We start from the raw sequence: 19,958 nt of genomic DNA on the forward strand, positions 1-19,958 counted from the left end.
TCGAACTCCCAGAATATCGATTTCGCATAATTGCCTCGCCTTGAGTTCCGCCCCAGGGAATCTCGCCTAACTGCCGCAACAAGCTGCACGACCTCAAACACAGTCAGATGATATTGTCTCGGCATCCGAGCATTCTATTCTGGCCACGATTGTCGGCCTGAAAGACGGCTGGATGGTCCACTCAGCCCGTTTCGCCGTTGGCCGATCCGCGGACGGTGGCCAGGAACTCCTGATAGTCGTGGATGTAATCGTGCTCCTCGTAAACCCGCGAGGCGAATACCAGGCATACCGCTCCTGTACAGAAGCCCGTGATATCTCTCCAGATCAGGCTCGGAAGGTACAACCCGTAATAGGAACGGTCGAGCGAAATGGTTCGTCGATTCTTCCCGTCGTCGACCGTGACTGAGAAGGAGCCCGAGGCCGCGACAATGAATTGTTGGAGTTCTCGATGCGCGTGTGCACCACGCTCGGCGCCACCTGGAACGTCGTATAGGTAGTAGACCCTTTTGATCGGGAAGGGGACGTGTATACCGCTATAAAGGGGAGACAAGTTGCCTTGGGGACTCTCGAATTTCTCTAGACTCAGCAGCCTGCATTCGTCTATGCGACTCATTGAAGACCCACGAGTTGCAGAAATTCACGATAGTCAAGCACGTAATCGTCGGGCGCAAAGGGGCCTGAGGCGAGGACGAGCGCGACCGAATTCGTAGAAAAATTGCTCATCTGCCGCCAGATGAGATTAGGAACCAATAGAGCATGGTAAGAGCGATTCAACGTATAGCGAACTCGATGCGAACCATCGTCCACCGTGACATCAAAGCTCCCAGACAACGCCACGATGAATTCGTGAATCGTTCGGTAGGCGTGTCCTCCCCGCGCTGAACCGCCGGGGACATCGTAGATCCAAAAAGTCCTTGCTATCTCGAAGGGCACGTGCCTGCCCGATTCGATGAAGGTCAGGTTCCCTCGAGCATCGTGAATCTTGGGCAGGTCGATCAACCTACAGCCCTGAGTGATTGCGGGCATCTTGGTTCCTGCGGGCTTAATCTGCGGGTCGATGCCGGGCGCTGGAAACATGCTTTGATTCTTGCGTCGGTTGGACCACCGAGGCGTGACGCCTGGAGCCCGCGACCTTCTCTAAAAGATCAGCGACGACCGTGACGCTTTCGGATGGTTTGGTCATCTGGGTCGCGATATCGCGGGCCCGAGCGACGTATCGCGGTGAAAGGACAGTGCGCAAATCGGCGACCAGCGATTCCCGTGTAGTGGTCGAAAGAGGCCGGGCGGCACCCGCCTTCAGTTGCTCGAGCCGACGTCCCCGAATCGCCGAGTCCGGCCACGTCCAGAGCATCAGTGTGGGGACTCCTGCGCGCACGCCTGCCGCCGTGGTGCCCAAGCCACCGTGGTGCACGACGGCGCGACAGGCCGGGAACACGGCCGCGTAATTAACCGCGTCCACTACCTTGACGTGGTCCCACCGGGCGGCGTTGGTGAAGTCGGTGGCAGCCGAGCAAACCAGCGCCCGCTCGCCTAACCGTGCGCAGGCATCGCTGATCATCGCGAGTGTGCCGGCACCACCCTCAACCGGTATGCTGCCAAACCCGAAGAAAATCGGTGGTGTACCTGCGGCAATCCACGACGCAACCTCGTCATCCGCATCCGTCGACAACTCCATCGTCGGCGTGCCAACAAACGGCCGTCGGTCATCGAATTTCGCCCACTCGGCCGCCAACCCTGGAAACCAAACCTCGTCATAGGCCTGGATCTCCAGCGATTCGCGTTCTGTGATCCGCCGCGGTGCGGGATATTTCGCCTTCGGCAGGCCGAGTTCACGGCGCTCGCGGTTCTCCAGCGTCTTGGTCAGGCGCCACACCAGCCAGTCGGCCGCGGTCCCTGCGGAACGTCCCACTACCGCCGGCAGCATCGGAATGGCTTGGCCGTTGGCCCGCAGCGGAGAGAAATGCATTGCGGCCAGCGGAATGTCGCAATGCTCAGCGACGTTGGCCGCGGACTCCTCCGCACTCGGGCCGGTCAACAGCAGGTCGGCCCCGTCGGCCAGCGACGTCAGGGTCCTGCTGGCCTCCTGTCGGCACTGGGTCAACAGTTCCCAGTCTTTGCGCCCTAGCTCGAACAGATCCCGGATCCTCCAAGGGCTGCGCAACAAACGGGTACAGAACTCGCGGTGCACGTCCAGCCACGTCTGCGAATCCGGACCATACGCAACCGACGCAAGCCCGACCGACTCGGCAAAGCCGACGAGGTCAGGCGCGACGGCCATGCACACGTCGTGCCCTCGGCGTAGCAGCTCACGACCGATGGCGGCGCCAGGCTCGGCATCGCCCCGAGTGCCATAAAATGCCAGCACGAATTTCATCGCAAGTCCCTTAGCCTCGATTTCCCCCCGGCCAGTGCAGCAAAGTTACATCACCGTCTCGCTTTCCGGCGCAGTTGCTGGGAAGTGTAACGCGGTACCCAGCGCTATCAACACCGATTCAGGCGATCCGAAGAAGCGGACCTCGCAGCGCGGACTCAGCCAAAGTATCCGCAGCAAGCGGCGGCAAGTTAGCGCACCGACCCGAATCGAACAGCTCCCCTCGATTTGCCCCCGCGCTTCGACGGTCGCGTTCGTCCGTGCGATCCCAAAGGGGTCGGCTACCCTCATGCGAATGCATTGGTTCGACCGGCTGAAGACCCGCAGCGTCCCGCCCAGCGTCGCCATTCGTGACGATGTGTACGCCCGACAAACCAGCACGGGTGAATCGATCCGAGTCGCCGGAGGCTCTGCATAGTGTCTCTTCGTATCCGCCGTGAACGCACGTTCTCGAGTCGCGGTGCAGCCAACGGGGATGTGCGGCCCGACCATCGGCTCGACATCATGGACCACGCGCTTTTCGCGCAGCACAGCGCTATCGACCGGAGCGTAGTCATCCAAGTCGTGTGGATATATGACCAGGCAATCGATTTCGAAGGTGTGAGGCGTTTCAAGCACAATTTCGCCAACGGGCTGGCCGGGCGGCGCATCGAGCGCTCACCGCTGCTAGCCCGTCATCGATGGGTCTCGGATCCGGGGCCCGCGGACATCGATATCGCGGAGCGTGCCCGCCCGCGCGCGGAGCTCACCGATTGGGCTGACGAACGTGCGCAGCTGCCGATTGACTTGGAGCGCGGTCCCGGCTGGCACATCGGCGTCCTTCCCCTCGACGATGGTTCCACCGCGGTCAGCCTCGTGATTTCCCATTACCTCATCGACGGCTTCGGGCTCGCGCTGGCGATAGCTGAGGCCATGCTGGAGATCGGCCGCGATCTTGGCTACCCGCCGCCACGTTCGCGAACCCGACTGCGCGCGGTGGTACGGGATGCCCGCCAAACAGCGCAGGACGTGCCGCAGGCGGCACGGGCGCTCGGAGCGGCCGCAAGATTGGCCCGTCGTCAGCGGCGCGATGCTGCCGAATCATCACGGCGCGGTGCGGCCGAATCACCCGCCCCGCAGCCCGTCGCCCGAGACGGAGGCGACGGCGACGGCGACGAGATCGCAGTCGTGCCGGTTATCACCATCCACGTCGACGCGGATGCCTGGGATGCCCGTGCCACGGCCCTTGGCGGAACGAGTGACACGCTGGTCGCCGGGTTGGCCGCAAAACTTGCGGAGCGTGTAGGCCGCCGGCGTGTCAGTGACGGCGCCGTCACTTTGCAACTCCCAATGAGCGAGCGCACGCCGGACGATACGCGCGCGGTGGCGGTGTCATTTGCGCGCGTCAGCGTGGACCCGACGGGGGTCACGACGGATCTGCGCGGCGTCCGCGCTGCGCTTAAGCAGGCGCTGACGGCTCTACGCCAGACGCCAAATGAAGACGAGCGCCAGCTCTTATGGCTGGCCCCATTCGCGCCGAAGCGGGTACTGCGACGGCTGGCCGACGCGGCCGTCGTCGACCCGGACCTTCCAGTGTTTTGTTCGAATTTGCGCGACCTCGGTCCGATGGTCTTGGCGCTCGCCCACAATGAAAACCAGTACGCCGCCGTCTCCGGTGTACTCTATCCGCTCCACCTCATTCGGGTCATCGGACAAGGTGTCACGCGACAATGGCTCGAGCGAGCGGGCGGGCAATTGACCATCCAGTCTTGGCGCATCGGCGACAAGGTTGGCATCACCATCGAGGCCTACCAACCGGGCGCGGAAAATACAAAGCCCGCCTTGCGCGAGCTGGCTGCGCGCACGCTTGCGGAATTCGACCTGACTGGCGAGATCGACTAACGGACGAACCGCCCAAGAACGGCTCGTGCAGCTGCGGCCGCCGACGTGATCGTCCTCGGAACGAACCCGCCCGGGCCTTTGCGACGAGGCGGCTGGCTCAACCGTCAGACGAACGATCGCCCGCCAACCTGTCGCGCAAGCTCTTTGGACGTATGTCGGGCCAGTTCTGTTCGATGTATTCCAGACACGCGGCGCGATCGGCTTCGCCGTACACCACTCGCCAGCCGGGCGGAATATCGGCGAAGGTGGGCCACAGGCTGTGCTGCTCCTCGTCATTGACCAGGACGAAAAAACTGCCACTGTCGTCGTCGAATGGATTGATGCTCACAAGTTCTCCAGCCCGCCTATATCGAGGTGAGTAAGACCGCTACAAACCATAGTGGAGGCCCGCGATATCGGTGCGGAGTCTCGCCAGTTTGACGATTTCCCCGCGCGGCCGTCGCCTAACCGACGACAGGCCAATGGCAAGCCGTCGCGGCATCGCGATCCCGGTGTCCGGCACCGCGAGCAAACTTTCGCTCTAGCCGCACCGCAGTTGCCGGGGCGCGCGGAACGGCGGCGGCGGCGCCGCGGCGCGCCAGCGGAGACGTTGCCGCCGCAACGCCGCAATGCGGGTGGGCAAAATTACCGTTATTGACGCCTGCGTAGGTGCTCAGCAGGACTGATCCGCGGCGGCCCGGCGCCGGGCAGGCCCGTCTGCAACGGGCGGGGGGCCATGGTCGATGACATCCCAATCGGAGGACATCACCGCCGCATCATCCTCCGTTCACGGTCTTGACTGTGAACACAGGCCAGCTAACATCACGGTTAGGTAACGATCTTATCAACTGTTTAAATTCGCCTGCCGGGTGCGTAATACCATCGCCCTGCCATCTAGGCCACGGGTGGCACGGGAGCGCCGACCTGAGCAGGGTCGATCGGCTGGGATGGTGGAGCTGGTCATCGGGGGACCTGCCGCGTCTTGAGTCAAGCAGTGGGGGCAAGGCCAGGCGGTCGTTGCCCGTTAGGAGGCGGAATGGTTGCATTCCGGGCCATCGATGATGATGATGATGCACGCCGATCGGAGTCATTGAGCTGTTCGCCCGCTGCGGCCGCCAAACCCGTCACCCCGATTGCCATTATTGGTGTGGCATGCCGACTTCCAGGCGGCATCGACTCACCGGACCGGCTATGGGAAGCGCTGCTGCGCGGCGAGGACCTGATAACCGAAATCCCGGCCGACCGCTGGGACGCCGAGGAATACTACGACCCCGAGGCCGGGGTGCCGGGTCGGTCGGTGTCGAAGTGGGGCTCCTTCCTGGACGACTTCGCAGGGTTCGATTCCGAATTCTTCGGGATCGAAGAGCGGGAGGCAACCGCGATCGACCCCCAGCATCGCCTGTTGCTTGAAACGTCGTGGGAGGCAGTGGAACACGCGGGTCTCGACCCGGTGACTCTGGCCGGGTCGCGGACCGCCGTCTACGTGGGTTTGTCGCACGACGACTACGTGTCGGTGGCGGCCGAAACCGATTCGCCGGAGGGCGCGTACGGATTTCTCAGCAACAGTCACAGCATGGCATCCGGGCGAATCGCCTACGCCATGGACCTGCGAGGTCAGGCGATAACGGTGGATACCGCGTGTTCGTCTGGACTCGTGACGGTGCATCTCGCATGCCGCAGCCTGCATGACAGCGAATGCGATCTCGCGCTGGCGGGCGGTGTCTCGCTGACGCTGGATCCACGGAGATACGCCGCCGGGACAGCGGGCGGCGTGCTGTCAGCGACCGGCCGCTGCCATGCATTCGACGCCGCCGCCGATGGTTTCGCCATCGGCGAGGGCAGCGCGATGATGCTGCTCAAGCGGTTACCGGATGCGTTGCGCGACGGGGACCGGATCTTGGCCGTGGTGCGTGGCACGTCCCTGAACAACGGTGGCCGAACTGCGGCCATCACCACGCCGTCGAGGCCCGCGCAGGTAGCCGCCTACCGGACGGCCCTGGCAGCGGCCGGTGTGGAGGCCGGCAGCGTCGGCATGGTGGAAGCACACGGGAGCGGCGACCCGGTAGGTGACCGGATCGAATTCGCCAGCCTAGCAGAGGTTTATGGCACCGCCGGCCGCTGCGCGCTGGGCTCGGCGAAGACGAATTTCGGACACAGCCAATCCATTTCGGGAACGCTGGGCTTGATCAAGGCGGCCCTGGCACTGCGGCACGGCGTGGTGCCCGGACATCTACGCTTCTCACGCCTGCCCGATGAGCTCGCGCAAATCGAGACAAATCTCTTTGTACCACAGTCGAATACGCCGTGGCCCAACGATGGACCGCAACCACGGCGGGCAGCGGTGTCGGCCTACGGGTTCTCGGGGACCAACGCGCACGCGATCTTGGAGCAAGCTCCCCAGACTTCAGAATCCAACGACATTGGCGCGAGAGCGACATCGCTCCCCCAGCCACCGTTACTCCTGACGCTTTCGTCCACCTCAGCCGACGAATTACGCCGCACCGCAAGCAGATTGGCTGATTGGGTGCAGTCACATGACGAGGTGACGCTGCCTGATCTGGCTTATACCCTGGCCCGCCGTCGTGGGCACCGGCCGGTACGGACCACCGTCGTCGCAGGCAGCCTCGACGATGCAGCGGCGAAGCTGCGCGAGGTCGCCGACGGCAAAACTCCGTATCCGGCGGCTGCCGGACGCGATGATCGGGGTCCGGTGTGGGTATTTTCCGGTCACGGGTCCCCGTGCCCGGCCATTGCGGCCGATCTGCTGGCCAGCGAGCCCGTGTTTGCTGCCTCTATCGCCGCGGCCGAGCCACTGATCGCGCAGGAGTCTGGATTTTCGGTAACCGAAGCGATGACGGCACCCGAGGTGCTGACCGGCGTAGACCGGGTGCAACCGACGCTGTTCGCCATGCAGGTCGCATTGGCGGCCACCATGAAGTCCTACGGAGCGCGCCCCGGTGCGGTGATCGGGCACTCGCTGGGCGAGACGGCGGCGGCGGTGGTCGCGGGGGCACTGTCGTTGGCAGACGGTGTACGCATCATCTGTCGCAGCTCCCGGCTGATGGCCCGCCTCGCCGGTTCCGGCGCGATGGCTCTGGTGGAAATGCCTGCGCAGCAGGTGCTTTCCGAGTTGATGGCCGGCGGGATCAGGGACGTTGTGATCTCCGTGGTGGCTTCACCAGAGTCCACGATCATCGGCGGAGCCGCCGAGACGGTGCGCGAACTGGTGGGCGCATGGCAAGCACGGGCGGTGACGGCTCGCGAGGTGGTCACCGACGTGGCATGGCACACCCCGGTGGTGCAACCCGTCCTTGACGAACTCTCGGAGGCGCTGGCCGAGCTGTCCCCGGCAACGCCAGAAGTGCCCATGTACTCAGCGAGCCAGTTCGACCCGCGTGAGCTGCCGGTCTGCGATGCCCGCTACTGGGTCGACAATGTGCGGCGCACCGTGCGTTTCGCGGCGGCGGTCCAGGCCGCGATGCAGGACGGCTACCGGGTGTTCGCCGAGCTGGCCGCCGATTCCCTGCTCGACAACTATCTCGAACAGAACGCTCGCAGCCTCGACATCTCGGTCGCCGCTGTGGCCGGCATGCGACGGGAGCAAGCGCTGCCGCACGGGCTGCGCGGCCTCCTGGCGGATCTGCACAATGCGGGTGCAGCGGTGGACTTCTCCGCGCTCTATCCGGACGGGCGACTGGTAGACGCGCCCCTGCCGACGTGGACGCACCGGCGACTGCTGTTGGACCGCGATGATCAGCAATCCTCGGCCGCCGCCGCCGGATGCACCGTTTCGGCACACCCGCTGCTGGGTGCGCATGTGCGCTTGCCGGACGAACCGGAGCGTCATGTCTGGCAAGGAGAGGTCGGCACTGACGCCCAGCCGTGGCTGGGCGACCACCAGATCCGTTGTGTCGCTGCGCTTCCGGCCGCGGCGCATTGCGAGATGGCGTTGGCCGCCGCGCACACGGCGCTGGGCGAGCTCTCGGAAGTCCGCGATATCCGCTTCGAGCGGGCGCTACCGCTGGACGAGCAGACCACGATCGGCGCTTCGGCATCGTCGTTGTCGTCGGCGGGCTCCGTCGAGTTCGCCGTAGAGGCATTCCGGGGCGGCGCGCCGACGCGGCTGAGCAGCGCAGCCTTACACGCCTCTGACGAACCACAACTGGCCGCGCGCGACATCGCCGCTCTGCTTGCCGCGCACCCGTCCAGCGAGGATGGCGAAGAGGTGCGCAGGCGCCTGGACGAGCGGGGCGCGCAATACGGCCCGGCGTTCACCGGCCTTGGCACAGTGCACACCTGCGAAGGGGCCGGCAGCGTCCTGGCCGAGGTCGCGCTCCCCCGTCAAATCCGCTCCGGCCAACATGGTTACACCGTGCACCCGGCACTGCTCGATGCCTGCTTTCAATCGGTCGCGGCTCATCCGGCCATGCAGGTAATTGGCGGGAACGCGTTGGCGCTGCCACACAGCATCCGCCGGCTACGGGCCTACGATTCGGCTCGCAACGCCCACTACTGCTACACACGCGTAACGAAAGCCGACAGTTCCGGGGTCGAGGCCGATCTCGAGCTTCTCGATGAGCACGGGGCGGTCCTGCTCACCGTGCAGGGCCTGCGATTGGACACCGGTCTCTCCGAGAAAGACACGAAAGACCGGACACTGGCCGAGCGGCTGTTGACCATCGAGTGGCGGCAGCGCGAACTGCCCGAGGTCGAATACGCTCACCCCGGAAGCTGGCTGCTGATCAGCACCACCGCCGTCGCAGACGTTCTCGCCACCGATTTGCCCGACGCGCTGAAAAGCCACGGCTCGCAGTGCACCACCGTGTCCTGGACACCGCACGCCGACCACAGCGTGAACAGCCAGCAGCTCCGGCAACATCTGCTCCGCACCGGGTTTACCGGCGTTGTGGTACTCATGGGCCCGCAAAACGGTGACTCCATCGATCCGCTGCTGGGCCGCGAGTGTGTGGAGCATCTGGTGCGGATCATCCGAGAATTGCCGGACATACCGGGCGAGTCCTCTCGCCTGTATGTCGTGACCCGCGGCTCTCAGACGGTGCTCGCCGGTGATGAACCGAACCTGGAACAGGCCGGGCTCAGGGGTCTGATCCGGGTGGTCGGCACTGAGCATCCACACCTGCGGGTCACCCATGTCGATCTGGACGCCGACGCCGAAGCCGAACACCTTGCCCGGCAACTCGAGAGCGGATCCGACGAAGACGTAACCGCCTGGCGCAGCGGCGACTGGTACACCGCGCGGCTGTCACCGAGTCCGCTGCTCCCCGACGAGCGTCGCACCACCGTGGCCCACCCCGAGACCGACGGGATGCGCCTGCAGATCCGCACACCCGGCGTCCTGGAGTCGATGGAACTCGTTGCTTGCGAACGGGTTAGGCCCGGGCCCGGACAGATTGAGATTGCCGTCAGCGCGGCCGGCGTCAATTTCGGCGACGTCCTTCTGGCATCCGGTCGTCTTGCCTCTGTCGAATTCGACGGCCACCCGACGCAGCTCGGCACCGACTACGCCGGGCTCGTGACAGCGGTCGGACCGGGCGTGGCCGATCATGAGGTGGGCGATCGAGTTGGCGGCCTGTGCCACACCGGCTCGTGGGGTACGTTCCTCACCTGTGACGCGCGTACGGCCGTCCCATTGCCGGCCGGGCTTTCCGACGAGCAAGCGGCCGCAGTCACCACCGCCACGGCAACAGCCTGGTACGGGCTGCACGAGCTCGCCCACATCGACGGCGGCGACAGGGTATTGATCCATTCCGCAACCGGTGGTGTCGGGCAGGCCGCAATCGCGATCGCCCGCGCGGCGGGAGCGCAGATCTTCGCGACCGCTGGTAGCGAGCAGCGCCGAGATCTGCTGCGCGACATGGGCCTCGAGCACGTTTACGACTCACGAAGCATCGAATTCGCCGACCTGATACGCCGAAACACCGGCGGTTACGGGGTTGACATCGTGCTCAACGCCGTCACCGGGCCCGCCCAGCGCGCGGGGATCGAATTACTCGCGGACGGCGGACGATTCATCGAGATCGGCAAACATGGCGGCCACGGTGACATCCGCCTGGGGCTCCTGCCATTACGGCGCAACCTCGCGTTCTATGCCGTGGACCTAGCCTCGATGTCCGAGAGCCACCCGCACCGGGTACGCACGTTGCTGAACAAGGTGTATCAACTCACCGCCGACGGCATGCTGCCGATGCCGCAGTGCATGCACTTCCCGATGGAGCAGGCCGCCACCGCAATTCGGACGATGAGCGACGCCCAACACACAGGAAAGCTCGTGCTCGATGTCCCTCGCGCCGGGGGTACCCGCGTGACGGTGCCGCCGGCGGCGGCCCGGGTGTTCCGCGACGACGGCGCCTACATCATCACCGATGGACTCGGAAGCCTGGGTCTGTTGTTGGCCGAGAGGATGGCTTCTCCCGATTCCGGGGACGGCTGCGGGCGCATCGTGCTGTCTTCGCTCTCGCAGCCGACTCCCGAGGCCCGGAACGCAATCGAGCGCATCCGTGCGATCGGCGCCGACGTTGTAGTGGAGTGCGGCGACATCGCCGAGGAAGCTACGGCTCAGCGTTTGGTCATGGCGGCGACGGCCACCGGCCTTGCCTTACGCGGGGTGGTACATGCGACGGCGGTGGCCGAGGACGCCGCGTTGACCGATACCACCGACGAGCTCATCGGACGTAGCTGGGCACCAATGGTCAACGGCGCGTGGAACTTACACCTCGCCACTGCCGGCCAGCCGTTGGATTGGTTCTGCTCGTTCTCCTCCGCGACGGCTCTGGTGGGGTCGCCGGGGCGAGGCGCCCCGGCAGCGGCCAACAGCTGGCTGGACGCCTTCACCCTGTGGCGGCGGGCGAAGGGCTTGCCGGCCAGCGCGATCGCGTGGGGCCCGTGGGCTCAGCACGCCCGCGCCACCGTGACGGACGATGTCGACACCGCCATTGCTGCCGACGAGGGCGCCTACGCGTTCGAGACGCTGCTGCGCCATGAGCGCGCTTACACCGGCTATGCGGTCATGGACACCGCCGCGACGGCCCTCGCGCAGCACAGTCCCTTCTTTGAGGCGTTCCGCGCCACCGGGCAAACCGCAAGGGGCATAACCAGATTGCGCGCTGAGCTCGAGGGATTGCCCCTCGATGAGTGGCCCACCCGGCTGCTGGCGCTGATCTCCGACCAGGTCCGCCTGATCCTGCGCCGAAATGTGGATGTCGACCGGCCGCTCTCCGAGTACGGCATGGACTCCCTGAGCGCGCTGGAGCTACGCACCCGCATCGAGACCGAAACAGGGATACGCATGTATTCCGCCGATCTCGTCGACGTCGGCACCATACGCGGCTTAGCGGCGATGCTGTGCGACAAGCTTGCAGAATCAGGATGAAAACCGTCAAATGCCAACGGCGGCTTTGTATTACGCTGCGATCACGCAACGTAGAACAAACGTGAGGGAAGGCTGATCAGTGCCACTGCGGATACTTCCTGCACGAGCCACCGAACGCAGCCGCGCAGTCAACGGTGATGCGTGCCTGGACAACCGCCTCGCTTACGTGGACCAAGCCTTGTTCATGGGGCAGCGCGTCACCGGGCCGAAGCAAATCATGCAGGTCGTGTGGGTTTATGAGCACTTCCTTGATTTCGACGGGCTGAAACGTTTCCACCACAATCTCGGCCACGGGTTGCTGGGAAGGCGCATCGAGCGTTCGCCGCTACCCTTTGCCCGGTATCGCTGGGTCCTGGACCGCGGCCCGACGGACATCGATGTCGCGGAGAGCCCCCGCGCGCGCGCCGAGGTCAGCGACTGGGCGGATGAACGCTCACAAATCCCCGTCGACCCGGAGACCGGCCCCGGCTGGCACCTGGGCGTGCTGCCCCTGACCGATGGCTCCACCGCGGTAAGCCTGGTGATTTCCCATTACCTGCTTGACGGTCTCGGGCTTGTCGTGTCGGGAATCGAGGCCCTGTCGGGCATCACGCACGATTTTGCTTACCCACCGCCACGTTCGCGCACGCGGCTGCGCGCGCTGGTTGAGGATGCCCGCCAAACGGCGCAGCAGGCGCCTGACGTTGGCCGGGCGCTCGTGGTGGCGGCAAAACAAGCCCGTAATCAACGGCAGAACGCGCCCCAATCGCAGACATCGCGGCCGCCGTTGCTATCCGACACCAACGGCGCCGCAGGTCCCGTCGTCGTCGTGCCGACCGTTACCGTCTTGGTCGATCTGGCCGACTGGGATGCCTGCGCTGAGGCCCTCGGCGGAACCAGTAAGACACTGCTCGCCGGGTTCGTGGCGAAATTCGCGGAGCATGTCGGCCGCCGCCGTGCCGGTGACGACACCGTGACGGTGCAACTGCCCATCAGCACCCGGGCCGCGGGTGACATGCGCGCAAACGCGGTGTCGTTCGCACGCGTCAGCATCGATCCGACGCGGGTGACAACAGATCTGCGTGACGTGCGCGCCGCGATCAAGCAAGCGCTGGCGACCCTGCGGGAAACACCTGCCGAGGAGGCCGCGCAAGTCGCCTCGCTGATCCCCTTCATACCGAAACGGGTCCTCAAACGGCTGAGCGCCATGGACTACGCGATGCTCAGCGAAGCGCTTCCCGTGCTGTGCTCCAATCTGGGCGACCTGGGCTCCGTGGTGTGCCGCCTCGATGGCAGCGACGCCGAATTTGTCACCGGGCGTTTGGCTTTCCAGCACCTGACGCAACAGTGGCTCGAGCGCACGGGCGGCCTGATGACTGTGCAGTCTTGGCGGCTGCACAGCAGAATCGTCATCAGCATCGGCGCTTACCAGCCGGGCACCGAGAACACGAAACTCGCCATGCGCGAGTTCGCTGCCCGCACGCTGGACGAGTTCAACCTGACGGGCGAAATCACTTGACAACTCGGGCATTCGGCGACGCCGGCCGCCTTAAGAATCCAATGCCAGTTTGAGTTGTTCCCCGTACAGAGCCAGCGATTCGGCGGCCATCATGTCGTCATGGCCGCAGTCGACCGGATACACCGTAGGGACACCGGCAACGTAAGGGTTCCAGTTCTGTGGATCTGCCGACTCGTTGCCTTCGTCGCGCCGCGCGGAGAAGATGATCACATCGCCATCGAACACGCCGGGCACATGGTGTCGCAGGTGTGACCCGTTCGAATTGTAATTTTCAACCACGAATTCGAAGATCGGCCGGGGCGGAAGAATCAACTCCACCGTCTTTCCCTGCTGGCGTATCAACTCCTCGGCCCGCTCGTAAGTGAGCGGGTCCGCCTGCTCGGGAACATCGATGCGGTTGGATCGCAGGGTGAGATCCAGGATGCGGCTCTCGCCCTGAATCTCGTCGTCCGGCCCCGCGGGATTCGTGGGCCCGCTGTCGCCGAGCACCGGATCCAGCATTATCAGACGCCGGACTTCACCGCCGCGCCGGCGAAGTTCGACAGCCAGCTCATGGGCCACGGGTCCGCCAAATGACCAGCCGAGCAGGTTGTACGGTCCCACGGGATAAAGGGCCTGCAGTCGGTCGGCGTAATCCTTCGCCATGGCACGAATCGATTGGCGTCCGACTTCGCCGTTGTCCGGGATCTGGTTGATGCCGATGATCGGGCAATCCAGGTAATCGCCCAACGCCCGATACGCGTAACTCAGGCCGAGACCTTCATGAACACAGCACAGCGGAATGCCCGTGCCCTTCTTGAGGACCTCTATCGGGAGCAGTTCCGCCGCGCTGTCATCTGTGCTCAGCTGCTGACTCAAGCTTCGAACCGACGGCGCGTCCAATATGGTGCGCACCGCAAGGTGGGCATCCAAAGTCTTGTTGATTGTGGCGATCACGCGCATCGCTGACAAGGAATCGCCACCCAGGTCGAAGAACGAGTCTTCGACGCCCACGCGGTCCAGCCCGAGGATTTGGGCGAAGATGCCGGCCAGTGTCTCCTCGATGGCGTTCGCCGGGGCTCGGTAGCGTTCGGCGACGACATACTCGGGTACCGGCAAGGCTCGCCTGTCAAGCTTTCCGTTGGGCGTCAGGGGCAGCGCTCGCACCGGCACCACGGCGACCGGCACCATGTAGGCCGGCAGCCGCTCGGCCAGCTTGGCGCGCGTGGTGACCGGATCGGCGGTGCCGGTGATGTAGCCGACCAGCCGCTTGTCACCGGGGCGGTCCTCGCGAGCGATCACCACCGCCTGGCCCACGCCGTCGATTTCGGCCAGCGCCGCTTGGACGTCACCCAACTCGATGCGATAGCCGCGGATCTTGACCTGCTCATCGGCACGGCCGAAGTACCGCAACTGGCCGTCGGAGCCCCAGGACACCAGATCCCCGGTGCGGTACATCCGTGCTCCCGGAGTCCCCGCACCGGCGAACGGACACGCCATGAACCGCGATGCGCTCAGTCCCGGCCGGTTCAGGTACCCGTATGTCACCCCGGCGCCGGCCACGTACAACTCCCCTATCACGCCAACTGGAACGGGGCGTAACCAGGCGTCCAGAACGAACAACGCTGCCTGGAGCACCGGCGCGCCGATCGGCACCACACCCGTCCCCGGCGTCAGCGGGGCGCTCATCGTGATGCCCATCGACGTCTCGGTCGGGCCGTAGGCATTGACCATCAGGCGCCCCGGCGCCCACCGATCCACCACCTCGGCCGGGCAGGCTTCACCGGCCACCATCACGGCGAGTGACTCCAACCCCTCCGGTGAAAGCGCCGCGAGTGCCGAAGGGGTTTCGGTGAAGACGTCGACGTGCTCGGCGACCAGCAGCGCCTTGAAGTCGTCCGGTGAGCTCGCCACGTAATCGGGCACCACGACCACCCGCCCACCGTGCAGCAGTGCGAAGAAGATCTCGGACACCGATACGTCGAAAGCCAGGGATTTGCACTGAGCCCAGGCGGCCGGCGTTGGCAAGTGCCTATCCACTACCTCGAGTAGCTGGATCGCGTTGTGGTGAGAAACTGCCACGCCCTTGGGGACGCCCGTGGTGCCCGAGGTGTAAATGAGGTAAGCGATGTCATCGGGGGCCGGCCCCGGCAAACCCGTAGACGGATAACCGGGGATGCGGGTGTCGTGGACATCGATGATCAGCAAGTCGGATCCGCCCAGTCGCGGCCGCAGATCCGAGGTGGTGATCGCCGCGACCGGCGCGGCGTCGGCCACCATGAACTCGATGCGAGCCGTTGGAACTGCCGGGTCGATCGGCAGATAGGCCGCGCCGGTCTTGAGCGCCGCCAGGATTGCCACGATCGCTTCGGCCGAGCGTGGCAGGAGCAGCGCCACGACATCACCGGCACCCACACCCTGGCCGGCCAACAGGTGCGCCAACCGGTTCGCCGCCTCGTCGAGCTCGCGGTACGTCATCGAGTTGCCCTCGCACGTCAGCGCCACCGCTTCCGGGGCACGCGCTACATGCGCAGCAAACACCCCTGGAATAGACACGGACGGCGGCGCCAAGTGCGTCAGCGCGGCGCGGTTGCCCCACGCGTCCAAGCGGGCGTGCTCGTCGGCGTCGAGCAGATCGATCGACGAGAGCGGCCGGGTCGGGTCGGCCGTCATGGCGACCAGCACCTTCTGGAATCGGCCGAACAGCGCCTCGATGCCGGCTTCGTCGAACACCTCCGCGTCGTACTCGACGCGGAGCCCAATCCGAGGGCCCGGCATGGCGGCAACCGCCAAGGGGTAGTGGGTGGATTCGCTGGTGTTGACTTCGGTGATGGTCAGGTCGTAGTCGCCGGTCAACGCCTCGGTGTCGACCGGATAGTTCTCGTAGATGAACATCGAGTCGAACAACTGGTCGTGGTCGGTGAGGCGGTGGATCTCGGCCAATGCCAGATGCTGGTGCTCCAACGTGCAATTGTGGGCGTCCTGCAGCTGATCCAGCAGGTCGGCGGCGGTGGTTGCGGTGGTGATGCGTGCGCGCACGGGGACGGTGTTGATCAGCAGTCCCACCATCGAGTCCGCACCGGCCAATTCCGCCGGCCGCCCCGACACCGCGGTACCGAACACCACGTCATGCTGACCGGTCAACCGCATCAGCATCTGCGCCCAGGCCGACTGAAGCACGATGTTGACGGTCGTATGACGCGAGCGCGCCAAGTCACTCACGGCCTGGGTGGTGTTCTCCGGCACCTCAAACCACGCTGCGGACCGCCGCGTCTGACTCAGCTGGCCCGGCGGGCCCACCAAAGTGGGGGTGTCCAGGCCGGCCAGCACCTCGCGCCAAGCGGCCTGGGCCGCAGCGCGATCCCGCCCGATGAGCCACGCGACAAAGTTCCGATACGGTGCGGCCGCGGGCAGCGGGCGTCCGTAATAACTGGCAAAGATCTCCTGCAGCAGGATCGGCAGCGACCAGCCATCGAGCACGATGTGGTGATTGGTGAGCACAAACCGGTGCCTACCCGGTGCGGTGCGGATCAGCACCGCCCGGAACGCGGCCTGCTCGGCCAGGTCGCACACCGCGACGCGTTCAGCGGTGCGCACCTCACGGACCTGTTCGTCAACGCTCACACCGTTGGGATGCAGCTCGAGATACCGCCACGGCACCACCGGATCAGCCGGGATGATTTGCACCGGCTCATCGAATTGCGTCGAGAATTGGGCCGCCAGGTTGGGATGGCGGGTTACCACCGTGTGCAGCGCCGCGTGCAACCGCTCGGTATCGAGGGCACCGATCACGGTGAAGTCCAGTTGTACGGCATACACATCGTGATCGGGACCGCACCCGACGCCGGCGTGGAACAAGAGCCCCTGCTGCAACGGGGTTAACGGCAGTATGTCGGCGATACGGTGCTGCTGCTGCAGTTCGTCGAGCTGCTGCTGGTTCAGATGAGCGGGAGCGAAATCTGACGGCGTGAACCCGCCCCCGCCGTTGCGGACATGCGCGCAGATCCCGGCCAAGGCGTCAAACCACAACCGGCCCAGCCGATCGACCTGCTCGCGGTCCACGGCCGATGGCGCCCACGTCCAATTCGCGTGCAACCGCGGGCCGGATTCGGTGTCCAGGGTGCCGGCGTTGAGCTCGAGGGTGTGCATCAGCGGCATCGGTATGGCCGCGGCCGCTCGCGTGACCGACGCGACATCCTGGCTGACTCGCCACAGGTCGTTGGAAACCTCGCCGCCCGCGCCCAGTCGTCCGAGGTAGTTGAACCCGATCGCCGGGTCCGAGCCGCCCAAGTCGACATCGGGGTTCACGTACCGCAGCAGACCGTAGCCCAGCGGGTCGGGCAGGGCACGCAGTTGCTCCTTGGCGTCTTTGACCAGTGCACCCAGCGGCGCCTCGCCGCCCACCACCTGATCCCAGGCCAACCCGCCGACGTTCAACGCCACCGGATACTTGGTGGTGAACCACCCCACCGTGCGAGTCAGGTCGACATCGGCGGCCAGCTCCTCGTGACGCCCATGCCCCTCGACGTCGATGCCGATCGGCCCCCCATCGCTGGCCGCGAACTCGGCCACCGCCAGCCCGAACGCGATCAACAAGATGTCGTGCACCCCGGCGTGAAACGCCGTCGGCACCTCTCCCAACAGCATCCGCGTGGTCTCGACATCCAGCGCCACCGACAGATGACCCGCCCCGGCAAACGTATCCCGCTCGGGCTGCACCGCCGGCAACACGGCCGACGCCGCCGCCACCTGCCGCCAAGCCTCCACGTGATCCACGACCGCGGTGCTGGCGGCGTGCGCGGCCAGCAACGCCGACCAGCGGGCGAACGACGTCCCCGCCGCCGGCAACGCTATCGGCTGACCAGCCCGACGCTGTTCCCACGCCAGATTGAGATCCTCCAACAGGATCCGCCACGAGACTCCATCCACCGCCAAATGGTGAATGACCAACGCCAACTGCCCCGTCGAGCCTGCCCACACCGCACTGAGCATCGCCCCGGCAGCCGGATCCAGCCGCGACCGCGCCGCGACCAGCGCCTCGTCAGACAACGCCTCAACCACCCGCACGCACTCGCGGGCGTCCACCGCACCGGGCTCGGGAACCCGCAACAGCCAACTCCGCGCGCCGTCGTCGGCAGCGCGCAGCCGCAACATGGCGTGCCGGTCCAGTAGGGCCTGCACCACCTCCACGACGTCGGCCTCACCGACCCCCGCCGGGGCCTGCACCACCACCGTCTGATTGAACTGCTGCACCGGGCCGTCCACGCTGGCCAACCACCGCATGATCGGTGTCGCGACTACCGGTCCCACGCCTTCGTCGATCGGGCCACCAGCACCCTCGACCAACCCGGCCACCCGAGCCAACCGCGCCACGCTCTGCTCGACGAACACATCCCGAGGCCGAAAGACCAGGCCCGCCGCCCGCGCCCGGGCCACCACCTGCATCGACAAGATGCTGTCCCCGCCCAGCTCGAAAAACGAGTCGTCGACGCCGACCCGCTCCAGCCCGAGCACTTGGGCGTAGATGCCCGCCAGCGTCTCCTCGGTCGGCGTGGACGGGGCGCGATACAGATCGCCGGCGGCGTACTCGGGTGCGGGCAGACCCCGCTTGTCCAGTTTCCCGTTCGCCGTCAACGGCAGCGCGTCCACGACCACCACCGCCGCCGGCACCATGTACACGGGCAACCGCTCGGCCAGCGCGGCGCGCGCTTCGGCCGGGTCGGCCGCGCCGGTCACATAACCCACCAAGCGCTTATCGCCGGGGCGGTCCTCCCGCACGATCACCGCGGCCTGCTCGACCCCCTCCAGGCCGGCCAGCGCCGCCTGCACTTCGCCCAACTCGATGCGATACCCACGGACCTTGACCTGCTCGTCGGCACGCCCCACGTACCGCAGCTGCCCATCGGAACCCCAAGACACCAGATCCCCGGTGCGATACATCCGTGGTCCCGCGCCTCCGAACGGGCATGCCACAAACCGCGACGCACTGAGCGCGGCCCGACCCACATAGCCGACGCCGACCCCGGCGCCCGCCACATACAACTCACCAACCACCCCGACCGGCACCGGACGCAACCAGCGGTCCAGCACGAAAAAGCCGAGCCGTGCCAACGGCACGCCAATGGGGCTCGCCGCACTGTAGACGTCGCCCGGCGCGATCTCCCGAAACGAGGCGTGCACCGTCGTCTCGGTCGTGCCGTACAGGTTCAGCAGCCGCGGCGAGCCCGGATGCTGGTCCAGCCACGTCCCCAGTCGCCGCGGCTCGAGGGCTTCTCCGGCGAACAGCACGGCCCGCAATCTGAGTTGAGCTCCCAGGCCGGGCGCGAGCGCGTCAGCGGTCTGCAACGCATAAAACGCCGACGGGGTCTGGCTCAGCACACTGACCTGTTCAGCCACCAACAAGGCGTGGAAGTCCTGCGGCGAACGCGCCACCGACTCGGGTATCACCACCAGGCGTCCGCCACGCAGCAGCGCACCCCATATCTCACACACCGAGACGTCGAAGGCCAGTGAATGCCACTGCGACCACACCTGCCCGTCGAGTTCCATGCCGGCCTCGAGTGACGCCAGCAACTGGATCACGTTGTGATGTGTGATGCCAACGCCTTTGGGGACACCGGTCGTGCCCGAGGTGTAGATCAGATACGCGATGTCCTCGGCGGCCGGCGCGGGCAACGCGGTGCCGGGCTGGGCCGCGATACGCGGATCGCCCACCTCGACGACGGCCACATCATGGGCGGCCAACCGCTCGACCAACGCGCCGGTCGTCACCACCACAACGGGCGCGGCATCACCAAGCAAGAACTCGACCCGCGCCGCGGGCACCACCGGGTCAATCGGCACATAGGCCGCCCCCGTCT

8 protein-coding genes are annotated in these 19,958 nt (G+C 65.7%); 3 read left to right on the forward strand and 5 right to left on the reverse strand.

Annotated elements, in window-relative coordinates; all coding sequences use genetic code 11:
- Positions 1–181: 181 nt before the first annotated feature.
- From AC5Y4H_RS23950 to AC5Y4H_RS23960, 3 genes are read right to left on the reverse strand one after another with little or no spacing between them, the layout of a single operon-like run.
- Complete coding sequence (locus AC5Y4H_RS23950) at positions 182–613, reverse strand: sugar 3,4-ketoisomerase (protein ID WP_499985957.1); 432 nt, start codon at positions 611–613, stop codon at positions 182–184.
- A complete protein-coding gene (locus AC5Y4H_RS23955) occupies positions 610–1,077 on the reverse strand; it encodes a sugar 3,4-ketoisomerase (RefSeq protein WP_499985959.1) in 468 nt (155 codons plus the stop codon). The genes AC5Y4H_RS23950 and AC5Y4H_RS23955 overlap by 4 nt, the downstream gene beginning before the upstream one ends.
- Positions 1,043–2,374 (reverse strand): glycosyltransferase, encoded by a 1,332-nt coding sequence (locus tag AC5Y4H_RS23960; RefSeq protein ID WP_499985961.1) that lies wholly within the window; start codon positions 2,372–2,374, stop codon positions 1,043–1,045. Before AC5Y4H_RS23960 ends, AC5Y4H_RS23955 begins: the two co-directional genes overlap by 35 nt.
- Positions 2,375–2,788: 414 nt before the next feature.
- Here AC5Y4H_RS23960 and AC5Y4H_RS23965 point away from each other — a divergent pair, with 414 nt between their 5' ends.
- On the forward strand, positions 2,789–4,252 hold the full coding sequence (locus tag AC5Y4H_RS23965; RefSeq protein ID WP_499985963.1) for a hypothetical protein: 1,464 nt from the start codon (positions 2,789–2,791) through the stop codon (positions 4,250–4,252).
- A gap of 97 nt (positions 4,253–4,349) precedes the next feature.
- Here AC5Y4H_RS23965 and AC5Y4H_RS23970 read toward each other — a convergent pair whose 3' ends face one another.
- Positions 4,350–4,580, reverse strand: coding sequence for an MbtH family protein (locus AC5Y4H_RS23970; RefSeq protein ID WP_499985966.1), 231 nt, complete (start codon positions 4,578–4,580; stop codon positions 4,350–4,352).
- A gap of 687 nt (positions 4,581–5,267) precedes the next feature.
- Between AC5Y4H_RS23970 and pks2 the strand changes: the two genes are divergently transcribed.
- Both pks2 and AC5Y4H_RS23980 read left to right on the forward strand, forming a co-directional pair.
- A complete protein-coding gene (gene pks2 / locus AC5Y4H_RS23975; protein WP_499985967.1) occupies positions 5,268–11,621 on the forward strand; it encodes a sulfolipid-1 biosynthesis phthioceranic/hydroxyphthioceranic acid synthase in 6,354 nt (2,117 codons plus the stop codon).
- A 145-nt stretch (positions 11,622–11,766) separates the two neighbouring features.
- Positions 11,767–13,119 (forward strand): hypothetical protein, encoded by a 1,353-nt coding sequence (locus tag AC5Y4H_RS23980; RefSeq protein WP_499985971.1) that lies wholly within the window; start codon positions 11,767–11,769, stop codon positions 13,117–13,119.
- Positions 13,120–13,149: 30 nt separating this feature from the next.
- On the opposite strand, the gene AC5Y4H_RS23985 is transcribed toward AC5Y4H_RS23980, so the two are convergent.
- Positions 13,150–19,958 (reverse strand): amino acid adenylation domain-containing protein (locus AC5Y4H_RS23985; protein WP_499985969.1); only part of this gene is annotated, 6,809 nt, incomplete at its 5' end.

Source organism: Mycobacterium sp. NGS58 (assembly GCF_059812385.1).

Excerpts from the sequence above, each read along its gene's own strand:
- AC5Y4H_RS23950 (WP_499985957.1), bottom strand. The coding sequence starts at position 613 with ATGAGTCGCATAGACGAATGCAGGCTGCTGAGTCTAGAGAAATTCGAG.
- AC5Y4H_RS23955 (WP_499985959.1), bottom strand. The coding sequence starts at position 1,077 with ATGTTTCCAGCGCCCGGCATCGACCCGCAGATTAAGCCCGCAGGAACC.
- AC5Y4H_RS23960 (WP_499985961.1), bottom strand. The coding sequence starts at position 2,374 with ATGAAATTCGTGCTGGCATTTTATGGCACTCGGGGCGATGCCGAGCCT.
- pks2 (WP_499985967.1), top strand. The coding sequence starts at position 5,268 with ATGGTTGCATTCCGGGCCATCGATGATGATGATGATGCACGCCGATCG.